Raw genomic sequence first — 10,582 nt, forward strand, 5'->3', positions numbered from 1 at the left:
ACGAGCGTGTCACTGATCGCTTCCGACCAATTCCGCATCGTTGTCGGCCTCGGCAAGAGCGGCATGTCCCTGGTTCGCTTCCTGGCGAGCCGGGGCATGGCCTTTGCGGTCGCCGACACCCGCGAACAACCGCCGGAACTGGACACCCTGCGCCGTGACTACCCGCAGGTGGAAGTACGCTGTGGCGAACTGGATGTCGACTTCCTGTGCCGCGCCAGCGAGCTGTATGTAAGCCCTGGCCTGGCCCTTGCCACCCCGGCGCTGCAACAGGCGGCGGCACGGGGGGTGAAGCTTTCCGGCGACATCGAGCTGTTTGCCCGCCATGCCAAGGCACCGATCATCGCCATCAGCGGCTCCAACGCCAAGAGCACCGTCACCACACTGGTGGGCGAGATGGCGGCCAAGGCCGGCAAGCGCGTCGCGGTGGGCGGTAACCTCGGCACGCCGGCGCTGGACCTGCTGGCCGATGACGTCGAGCTGTACGTGATGGAGCTGTCCAGCTTCCAGCTGGAAACCACTGACCAGCTCAATGCCGAAGTGGCCACGGTGCTGAACATCAGCGAAGACCACATGGACCGCTACAGCGGCCTGCCGGCCTATCACCTGGCCAAGCACCGCATCTTCCGTGGGGCGCGCCAGGTGGTGGTCAACCGCCAGGATGCACTCAGCCGACCACTGCCGGTCGAAGGCCGCCCGTGCTGGACATTTGGCCTGAACCAACCGGACTTCAAGGCCTTCGGCCTGCGCGAAGTGGATGGCGAGAAATACCTGGCGTTCGAGTTCCAGAACCTGATGCCGGTGCGCGAGCTGAAGATTCGTGGCGCCCACAACCAGAGCAACGCCCTGGCTGCCCTGGCCTTGGGGCACGCGGCAGGGCTTGCCTTCGCGCCCATGCTGGAGGCCCTGCGCGCATTCGGTGGCTTGGCCCACCGTTGCCAGTGGGTGCGCGAGCGCAATGGCGTGAACTGGTATGACGATTCCAAGGCGACCAACGTTGGGGCAGCCCTGGCTGCCATCGAAGGTTTGGGCGCCGACATTGAGGGCAAGCTGGTGCTGATCGCCGGGGGGGATGGCAAAGGTGCCGAGTTCACGGCGTTGCGTGAGCCGGTCAAGCGTTTCTGCCGCGCGGTAGTGCTGCTGGGCCGTGATGCCGAGCGCCTGGCCGACGCACTGGGCGACGACGTGCCGCTGGTGCGCGTCGGCACCCTGGAAGATGCCGTGCGCCAATGCGCCGAACTGGCCCAGCGCGGGGACGCCGTGCTGCTGTCGCCGGCCTGCGCCAGCCTCGACATGTTCAGGAACTTCGAAGAACGCGGGCGCCTGTTTGCCCAGGCCGCGGAGGCACTCGCATGATCTTCGGTGTCCTCAAGCCTTACCCGTCGCCACTGATCAGTGGCCGTGGCATCGACCTGGACTTCGCGCTGCTGGCAGGTTGCCTGGCCTTGCTGGGCCTTGGCCTGGTGATGATCACCTCGGCTTCGTCGGAAGTGGCTGCCGTGCAGTCGGGTAACCCGCTCTACCACATGTACCGCCACCTGGTGTACGTGTTCCTGGGCCTGGTCGCCTGCGGCGCGACCATGATGGTGCCGATCGCCACTTGGCAGCGCATGGGCTTCATGATGCTGCTGGGCGCCTTCGGCCTGCTGGTGCTGGTGCTGGTGCCCGGCATTGGCCGCGAGGTGAACGGTTCGATGCGCTGGATCGGCTTCAGTTTCTTCAACGTGCAGCCGTCTGAAATCGCCAAGGTATTCGTGGTCATCTACCTCGCCGGTTACCTGGTGCGGCGCCAGACCGAGGTGCGCGAAAGTTGGATGGGCTTCTTCAAGCCGTTCATCGTGCTGCTGCCCATGGCCGGCCTGCTGCTGATGGAGCCGGACTTCGGCGCCACCGTGGTCATGATGGGTGCGGCTGCTGCCATGCTGTTCCTCGGCGGGGTGGGGCTGTTCCGCTTCAGCCTGATGGTAGTGCTGGCGGTGGTGGCGGTGTTCGTGCTGGTACAGGCGCAGCCCTATCGAATGGCGCGGTTGATTACCTTCACCGACCCCTGGTCCGACCAGTTCGGCTCGGGCTACCAACTTACCCAGGCGCTGATTGCCTTCGGCCGTGGCGAGTGGCTGGGGGTGGGCCTGGGCAACAGTGTGCAGAAGCAGTTCTACCTGCCAGAAGCCCACACCGACTTCGTGTTCTCGGTGCTGGCAGAAGAGCTGGGCGTGGTCGGCTCGCTGGTCACCATCGCGCTGTTCGTATTTGTCACCGTGCGTGCCCTTTACATCGGTTTGTGGGCCGAGAAAGCCAAACAGTTTTTTGCTGCCTATATGGCATTCGGCCTGGCCTTCCTGTGGATTGGCCAGTTCCTGATCAACATCGGCGTGAACGTCGGCCTGTTGCCGACCAAGGGCCTGACCCTGCCGTTCCTCAGTTATGGCGGTAGTTCCCTGGTGATCTGCTGTGCCTGCGTAGGCCTGTTGCTGCGCATCGAGTGGGAAAGCCGCACGCACCTGGGTAGCGAGGAACATGAATTCAGCGAGAGCGATTTTGCCGAGGAGCCCAGTCATGGCCGCTGACGGCAAAAACGTATTGATCATGGCGGGCGGCACCGGGGGCCACGTGTTCCCGGCCCTGGCCTGCGCCCGTGAGTTCCAGGCCCGCGGGTATGCCGTGCACTGGCTGGGTACGCCGCGTGGCATCGAGAACGAACTGGTGCCTCAGGCAGGTCTGCCGTTGCACCGCATCGAGGTCAGCGGTTTGCGCGGCAAGGGCAAGCTGTCCCTGCTGAAGGCGCCGCTGATGCTGATCAAGTCGGTCTTGCAGGCCCGGCGTGTGATCCGTCAGCTCAAGCCGGTCTGCGTGCTGGGCTTCGGTGGCTACGTCACCGGCCCAGGCGGTGTGGCGGCCAAGCTGTGCGGTGTCCCGCTGGTCATCCACGAGCAAAACGCCCGGGCCGGTACCGCCAACCGTCTGCTGGCACCGCTGTCGGCGCGAGTATGCGAGGCGTTCCCGAATACATTCGACGCCAGCGACAAGCGCCGTACCACCGGTAACCCGGTGCGCCCTGAGCTGTTCATGGATGCACAGCGCGCACCGCTGGCTGCGCGCCCGGCACGCCTGCTGGTACTCGGCGGTAGCCTGGGTGCGGAACCATTGAACAAATTGTTGCCTAAGGCGCTGTCAGAAGTGCCTGCGGCCGTAAGGCCAGAGGTGTTCCATCAGGCCGGCAAGCAGCATGCGCCGGTTACCGCCGAGCGTTATCGCGAGGCTGGCATAGAGGCTCAGGTAGAGCCCTTCATAAAGGACATGGCCCATGCCTACGGCTGGGCTGATCTGGTGGTGTGCCGGGCCGGCGCCCTGACTGTCAGCGAGCTGGCGGCAGCGGGCCTGCCTTCGATGCTGGTGCCCTTGCCCCATGCCATCGACGATCACCAGACCCACAACGCCCAATATCTGGCCCGTGAAGGCGCTGCCTTCCTGATGCCACAAGCGACAACTGGCGCAGCGCAGCTCGCTGAACGCCTGAACGAGGTGCTGATGCAACCCGAGAAACTCACTGTCATGGCTGGTACTGCAAGACGCCTGGCCAAACCTGCTGCAACCAGCACCGTAGTCGACATCTGCCTGGAGGTGGCCCATGGTTGAGAGCCAGAAAGCCATGCCCCAGCCGAAAATGGGCCGTATCCGTCGCATTCACTTCGTCGGCATTGGCGGTGTGGGCATGTGCGGCATCGCCGAGGTGCTGCTGAACCTGGGCTATGAAGTGTCCGGTTCCGACCTGAAGGCCTCGCCTGTCACCGAGCGCCTGGAATCGTTCGGCGCCCAGATCTTCGTCGGCCACCGCGCCGAGAACGCGGCCACCGCCGATGTGCTGGTGGTGTCGAGCGCGATCAACCCTGCCAACCCGGAAGTGGCCACCGCGCTGGAGCGCCGTATCCCGGTGGTACCGCGCGCCGAGATGCTGGCCGAACTGATGCGTTACCGCCATGGTGTGGCCGTTGCCGGCACCCACGGCAAGACCACCACCACCAGCCTGCTGGCATCAGTGTTCGCCGCAGGCGGCCTGGACCCTACGTTCGTCATCGGTGGCCGCCTGACTGCAGCCGGCACCAACGCCCAGCTGGGCACCAGCCGCTACCTGATCGCCGAAGCCGACGAGAGCGACGCCAGCTTCCTGCACCTGCAACCGATGGTTGCCGTGGTCACCAACATCGACGCCGACCACATGGCTACCTACGAAGGTGACTTCAACAAGCTGAAGAAAACCTTTGTCGAATTCCTGCACAACCTGCCGTTCTACGGCCTGGCCGTGATGTGCCTGGACGACCCGGTAGTGCGCGAGATCCTGCCGCAGGTCAAGCGCCCGACGGTGACGTACGGCTTCAGCGAAGAGGCCGACATCCGCGCCATCAACGTGCGCCAGCAGGGCATGCAAACCCACTTCACCGTGCTGCGCCGCGACTGCGAGCCGCTGGAAGTGTCGGTGAACATGCCGGGCAACCACAACGTGCTGAATGCCCTGGCCACCATCGCCATCGCCACCGACGAAGGCATTGCCGACGACGCCATCATCCAGGGCCTGTCCGGCTTCCAGGGTGTCGGCCGGCGCTTCCAGGTGTATGGCGAACTGCCGGTAGACGGTGGCAGCGTGATGCTGGTGGACGACTACGGCCATCACCCTACCGAAGTGGCTGCTGTGATCAAGGCGGTACGCGGTGGCTGGCCCAGCCGCCGCCTGGTGATCGTGTATCAGCCGCACCGCTACAGCCGTACCCGTGACCTGTACGACGATTTCGTCCAGGTGCTGGGCGATGCCAACGTGCTGCTGTTGATGGAGGTGTACCCCGCCGGTGAAGAGCCGATCCCGGGCGCCGACAGCCGCCAGCTGTGCCACAGCATCCGCCAGCGCGGCAAGCTGGACCCGATCTACATCGAACGTGGCGCCGAGCTGGCGCCGCTGGTCAAGCCCTTGCTGCGTGCCGGCGACATCCTGATTTGCCAGGGGGCCGGCGACGTCGGCGGCCTGGCCCCGCAATTGATGAAAAGCCCGCTGTTCGCTGGCGCCAAGCAGGAGAAGTCGAAATGACCAGCGCCTACGACACGTTGCACTCCACCCTGGACGTCAAGGCGTTCGGCCGCGTCGCGGTACTGTACGGCGGCAAGAGCGCCGAACGCGAAGTGTCGCTGAAGTCCGGCGCTGCCGTGATCAGCGCACTGACGGCAGCGGGTGTGGACGTGGTTGCCATCGATGTGGGCGACGACCTGCTCACCCGCCTGCAAAGCGAGAAGGTCGACCGTGCGTTCATCATCCTTCACGGTCGCGGCGGCGAAGACGGCAGCATGCAAGGCTTGCTGGAGTGCCTGGGCATCCCCTACACCGGCAGTGGCATCCTTGCGTCGGCGCTGGCCATGGACAAGCTGCGCACCAAGCAGGTGTGGCAGAGCCTGGGCATCCCCACGCCACGCCACGCAGTATTGGCAAGCGAAAGCGATTGTTTGCGTGCCAGCACGGAACTGGGCTTCCCGCTCATCGTCAAACCTGCCCATGAAGGCTCCAGCATCGGCATGGCCAAGGTGAACAGCGAGCAGGAACTGGTCGCCGCCTGGCAAGACGCCGCCAACTACGATTCCCAGGTACTCGTTGAACAGTGGATTCACGGCCCGGAGTTCACCATTGCGGTACTGCGCGGGCAGGTGCTGCCGCCAATCGCCCTGGGTACCCCGCACGTGTTCTACGACTACGACGCCAAGTACATCGCCAACGACACCCAGTACCGCATTCCCTGCGGGCTGGACAGTGTCAAGGAACAGGAACTGATCGACCTGACCGCCCGTGCTTGCGATGCCATCGGCATCGAAGGCTGGGGCCGGCTGGACGTGATGCAGGACGAGCAGGGCCGGTTCTGGCTGCTCGAAGTCAACACCGCACCTGGCATGACTGATCATAGCCTGGTGCCCATGGCGGCCCGCGCGGCCGGCCTGGACTTCCAGCAACTGGTGCTGGCGATCCTGGCCGACAGCATGGCGACGCGAGGTTAACCATCATGCAAGGCGCGATGATACGTCAGCAGCAACCCGTTACCGGCCGTAGCAAGCCGGTGCCGCGTGGTGCCAGCCGGCTGGTGGCCGACGAGCCCGTATCGGCGCGCCTGCCGCGGCCTAGCCTGGGCGGCCTCAAGCGCCTGCTGTGGCCGGTGCTGCTGGTAGCCGCAGGTTTTGGTGCGTACGAGGGCGCGGTGCGGCTGATGCCCTATGCCGACCGGCCCATCACCAAGATCGACGTGCAGGGCGACCTGACCTACATCAGCCAGCAGTCCGTGCAGCAGCGCATCGCCCCCTACGTGGCGGCCAGCTTCTTCACCGTCGACCTGCCGGCGATGCGTACCGAGCTTGAGCAGATGCCCTGGATCGCCCACGCCGAAGTACGCCGTGTATGGCCGGACGAGGTCGTGATCCGCCTCGAAGAACAACTGCCGGTGGCGCGCTGGGGTGATGAAGCCTTGCTCAACAACCAGGGCCAGGCGTTCACACCGCGCGAGCTGGCCAACTACGAGCACCTGCCGCAGTTGGCCGGGCCGCAGCGTGCACAGCAACAAGTCATGCAGCAGTATCAGGTACTGAGCCAGATGCTGCGCCCCCTGGGCTTTTCCATCGCGCGCCTGGAGCTGCGCGAGCGAGGCAGCTGGTTCCTGACCACGGGTGCGAGCAGCGCCGGGCCAGGCATCGAGCTGCTGCTGGGGCGCGACCATCTGGTAGAGAAGATGCGCCGTTTCATTGCCATTTACGACAAGACGCTTAAAGAGCAGATCGCCAACATCGCCCGCATCGATCTGCGATACGCCAACGGGCTTGCCGTTGGCTGGCGGGAACCGATTGCACCGACGACGGCCCAACCCGCCGTTGCGAAGAATTAGAGAGAGGCAGGACCATGGCAAACGCGCATAGCGGCAAAATGATCGTCGGGCTGGACATTGGCACCTCCAAGGTGGTGGCGCTGGTGGGTGAGGTGGGCGAGGACGGTACCCTGGAAATCGTCGGGATCGGCACCCATCCGTCCCGGGGCCTGAAAAAAGGCGTGGTGGTGAACATCGAGTCCACCGTGCAGTCGATCCAGCGTGCCGTTGAAGAAGCGCAGCTGATGGCCGGTTGCCGCATTCACTCGGCATTCGTCGGCGTAGCCGGTAACCACATCCGCAGCCTCAACTCCCACGGTATCGTCGCCATTCGCGACCGTGAGGTCAGCCTGGCCGACCTGGAGCGGGTACTGGATGCGGCCCAGGCCGTCGCCATCCCGGCAGACCAGCGTGTGCTGCACACCCTGCCGCAGGACTATGTGATCGACAACCAGGAAGGTGTGCGCGAGCCGCTGGGCATGTCGGGCGTACGCCTGGAGGCCAAGGTTCACGTGGTGACCTGCGCCGTCAACGCTGCCCAGAACATCGAAAAGTGCGTGCGCCGGTGCGGCCTTGAAATCGACGACATCATCCTCGAGCAACTGGCCTCGGCCTACTCGGTGCTGACCGATGACGAGAAAGAGCTGGGCGTGTGCCTGGTGGACATCGGTGGTGGTACCACCGACATCGCCATCTTCACCGAAGGCGCCATCCGCCACACGGCGGTGATCCCGATTGCCGGCGACCAGGTGACCAATGACATTGCCATGGCCCTGCGCACGCCCACACAGTACGCCGAGGAAATCAAGATCCGTTACGCCTGTGCCCTGGCCAAGCTGGCCGGCGCCGGCGAAACCATCAAGGTGCCAAGCGTGGGCGACCGTCCGCCGCGCGAACTGTCGCGCCAGGCCCTGGCCGAAGTCGTGGAGCCGCGTTACGACGAGCTCTTCACGCTGATCCAGGCCGAACTGCGCCGCAGCGGCTACGAGGACCTGGTGCCCGCGGGCATCGTCCTCACCGGCGGTACTGCAAAAATGGAAGGCGCCGTTGAACTGGCCGAAGAAATCTTCCACATGCCGGTACGCCTGGGCGTACCGCACAGCGTTCGGGGGCTGAGCGACGTGGTGCGCAACCCGATCTATTCCACCGGTGTGGGCTTGCTTACCTACGGCCTGCAAAAGCAGACCGAAGACCTGCCTTTGACCGGCAACAGCAGCAACAACAGCTATGGCGATGAACCGAAGGCCCCGGTGCTTGAGCGCTTCAAGCGGTGGGTTCAAGGCAACTTCTAAGTTTCAAAGCAGTAGTGGTAGGCGCGACAACTAGAGAACTGTAAGGAGAGGGAAAATGTTCGAGCTCGTAGACAACGTCCCGCAAAGCCCGGTCATCAAGGTGATCGGTGTAGGTGGTGGTGGTGGCAACGCCGTCAACCACATGGTCAAGAGCAGCATTGAAGGCGTGGAATTCATCTGCGCTAACACCGATGCTCAAGCCCTGAAAAACATCGGTGCACGCACCATCCTGCAATTGGGCACTGGCGTGACCAAGGGCCTGGGTGCAGGTGCCAATCCGGAAGTCGGCCGCCAGGCCGCGCTGGAAGACCGTGAGCGCATCGCCGAAGTGCTGCAAGGCACCAACATGGTGTTCATCACCACTGGCATGGGCGGCGGTACCGGTACCGGTGCAGCACCGATCATTGCCGAAGTGGCCAAGGAAATGGGCATCCTCACCGTTGCGGTGGTGACGCGTCCGTTCCCGTTCGAAGGCCGCAAGCGCATGCAGATCGCCGACGAAGGCATCCGCATGCTGGCTGAAAGCGTCGACTCGTTGATCACCATCCCCAACGAGAAGCTGCTGACCATCCTGGGCAAGGATGCAAGCCTGCTGTCTGCCTTCGCCAAGGCGGATGACGTGCTGGCCGGCGCCGTGCGCGGTATCTCCGACATCATCAAGCGCCCTGGCATGATCAACGTCGACTTTGCCGACGTGCGCACCGTGATGGGCGAGATGGGCATGGCCATGATGGGTACCGGCTGCGCCAGTGGCCCGAACCGTGCTCGCGAGGCCACCGAGGCGGCCATCCGCAACCCGCTGCTTGAAGATGTCAACCTGCAGGGCGCCCGTGGCATCCTGGTGAACATCACCGCAGGCCCTGACCTGTCGCTGGGTGAATACTCCGATGTGGGTAGCATCATCGAAGCCTTCGCCTCCGACCACGCCATGGTCAAGGTGGGTACCGTGATCGACCCGGACATGCGCGACGAGCTGCACGTCACCGTTGTGGCCACTGGCTTGGGTGCGCGTATCGAGAAGCCGGTCAAGGTTGTCGACAACACCCTGCAAACTGCCCAGCAGGCCTACGAGGCATCCAACCCTGCCCCGGTGCGCCAGGAGCAGCCAGCGGTCAACTACCGTGACCTGGAGCGCCCGACCGTAATGCGTAACCAGGCCCACGCCGGTGCCGCCGCAGCCGCCAAGCTGAACCCTCAGGACGACCTGGATTACCTCGATATTCCGGCATTCCTGCGTCGTCAGGCCGATTAATGAAATTTATCAGGGGTATAAGGGTGATTGGTATTCATCAAAGGTTGGGTCTGTTATCATCCCCAGCCTTTGTTGATACCTGTTCGCAATTTGCGCTGAAGCGGCCAATGCCATGATTAAACAACGCACCCTGAAGAATACCATCCGTGCCACAGGTGTCGGTCTGCACTCCGGGGAGAAGGTCTACCTGACCCTCAAGCCTGCACCTGTTGACACCGGCATCGTCTTCCGCCGCGCCGACCTGGACCCTGTGGTCGAGATCCCTGCGCGTGCGGCCAACGTCGGCGAAACAACCATGTCGACGACGCTGGTCAACGGTGACGTCAAGGTCGATACGGTCGAGCACTTGCTCTCCGCCATGGCGGGTTTGGGCATCGATAACGCCTACGTCGAGCTCTCCGCCTCGGAAGTGCCGATCATGGATGGCAGCGCCGGACCTTTTGTATTCCTGATTCAGTCTGCCGGCCTGGAAGAACAGGACGCAGCCAAGAAGTTCATCCGCATCCTGCGTGAGGTAACCGTGGAAGAGGGCGACAAGCGCGCCACGTTCCTGCCTTTCGAAGGTTTCAAGGTGAGCTTCGAGATCGACTTCGATCACCCGGTGCTTCGCAACCGGACCCAGAGCGCCAGCGTCGACTTTTCCAGCACGTCGTTCGTGAAGGAAGTGAGCCGCGCCCGCACCTTCGGCTTCATGCGTGACATCGAATACCTGCGCAAGCACAACCTTGCGTTGGGTGGTAGCGTCGAGAACGCCATCGTGGTCGACGAGGAAGGTGTACTGAACGAAGACGGCCTTCGCTACGAAGACGAATTCGTGAAGCACAAGATCCTCGATGCCATTGGCGACCTCTACCTGCTGGGCAACAGCCTGATCGGCGAGTTCAAGGGCTTCAAGTCCGGGCACGCGCTGAACAACCAGCTGCTGCGCAAGTTGATTGCTGAAACTGATGCTTGGGAAGTGGTTACGTTCGAAGATGCCAGTACGGCACCGATCTCCTACATGCGCCCTGTTGCGGCTGTGTAAGTTCGAACATTCTCTAGTTCATTAAGGCCACCTTCGGGTGGCCTTTTTTATGGTTCAGCTACCTGCTCGAACCCATCTCAACCACTCCATTCCGTTACAGTCCCGCCCCGCCTTTTTGCTGTTGCTGTTGCTT

The 10,582-nt window shown here is 63.5% G+C and carries 9 protein-coding genes; all 9 read left to right on the plus strand.

Annotated elements, in window-relative coordinates:
- Nucleotides 1–6: 6 nt before the first annotated feature.
- The 9 genes from murD (at nt 7) to lpxC (ending at nt 10,449) form a co-directional block, all read left to right on the plus strand.
- Entirely contained in the window at nt 7–1,353 is a 1,347-nt protein-coding gene (gene murD, locus APH25_RS21190; protein WP_060483267.1) for a UDP-N-acetylmuramoyl-L-alanine--D-glutamate ligase, read from the plus strand.
- Nucleotides 1,353–2,564: a putative lipid II flippase FtsW gene (ftsW, locus tag APH25_RS21195; RefSeq protein ID WP_174435888.1), complete on the plus strand. Its 1,212-nt coding sequence runs from the start codon at nt 1,353–1,355 to the stop codon at nt 2,562–2,564. The genes murD and ftsW overlap by 1 nt, the downstream gene beginning before the upstream one ends.
- Nucleotides 2,554–3,633 (plus strand): undecaprenyldiphospho-muramoylpentapeptide beta-N-acetylglucosaminyltransferase, encoded by a 1,080-nt coding sequence (gene murG, locus APH25_RS21200; protein WP_060483268.1) that lies wholly within the window; start codon nt 2,554–2,556, stop codon nt 3,631–3,633. The genes ftsW and murG overlap by 11 nt, the downstream gene beginning before the upstream one ends.
- Nucleotides 3,626–5,074, plus strand: a complete 1,449-nt coding sequence (gene murC, locus APH25_RS21205; RefSeq protein WP_028635180.1) for a UDP-N-acetylmuramate--L-alanine ligase — start codon at nt 3,626–3,628, stop codon at nt 5,072–5,074. The genes murG and murC overlap by 8 nt, the downstream gene beginning before the upstream one ends.
- Nucleotides 5,071–6,027 (plus strand): D-alanine--D-alanine ligase, encoded by a 957-nt coding sequence (locus tag APH25_RS21210; RefSeq protein ID WP_028635179.1) that lies wholly within the window; start codon nt 5,071–5,073, stop codon nt 6,025–6,027. The genes murC and APH25_RS21210 overlap by 4 nt, the downstream gene beginning before the upstream one ends.
- 5 nt (nt 6,028–6,032) lie before the next feature.
- Nucleotides 6,033–6,902, plus strand: coding sequence for a cell division protein FtsQ/DivIB (locus APH25_RS21215; RefSeq protein ID WP_028635178.1), 870 nt, complete (start codon nt 6,033–6,035; stop codon nt 6,900–6,902).
- A gap of 14 nt (nt 6,903–6,916) precedes the next feature.
- On the plus strand, nt 6,917–8,173 hold the full coding sequence (gene ftsA, locus APH25_RS21220; protein WP_015271706.1) for a cell division protein FtsA: 1,257 nt from the start codon (nt 6,917–6,919) through the stop codon (nt 8,171–8,173).
- Nucleotides 8,174–8,228: 55 nt separating this feature from the next.
- Complete coding sequence (gene ftsZ, locus APH25_RS21225; protein WP_003251871.1) at nt 8,229–9,425, plus strand: cell division protein FtsZ; 1,197 nt, start codon at nt 8,229–8,231, stop codon at nt 9,423–9,425.
- Between the two features lie 112 nt (nt 9,426–9,537).
- On the plus strand, nt 9,538–10,449 hold the full coding sequence (lpxC, locus tag APH25_RS21230; protein ID WP_028635177.1) for a UDP-3-O-acyl-N-acetylglucosamine deacetylase: 912 nt from the start codon (nt 9,538–9,540) through the stop codon (nt 10,447–10,449).
- The last annotated feature ends 133 nt before the right edge of the window (nt 10,450–10,582 follow it).

This window comes from Pseudomonas sp. NBRC 111119 (assembly GCF_001320125.1).
Classification (GTDB): Bacteria; Pseudomonadota; Gammaproteobacteria; order Pseudomonadales; family Pseudomonadaceae; genus Aquipseudomonas; species Aquipseudomonas parafulva.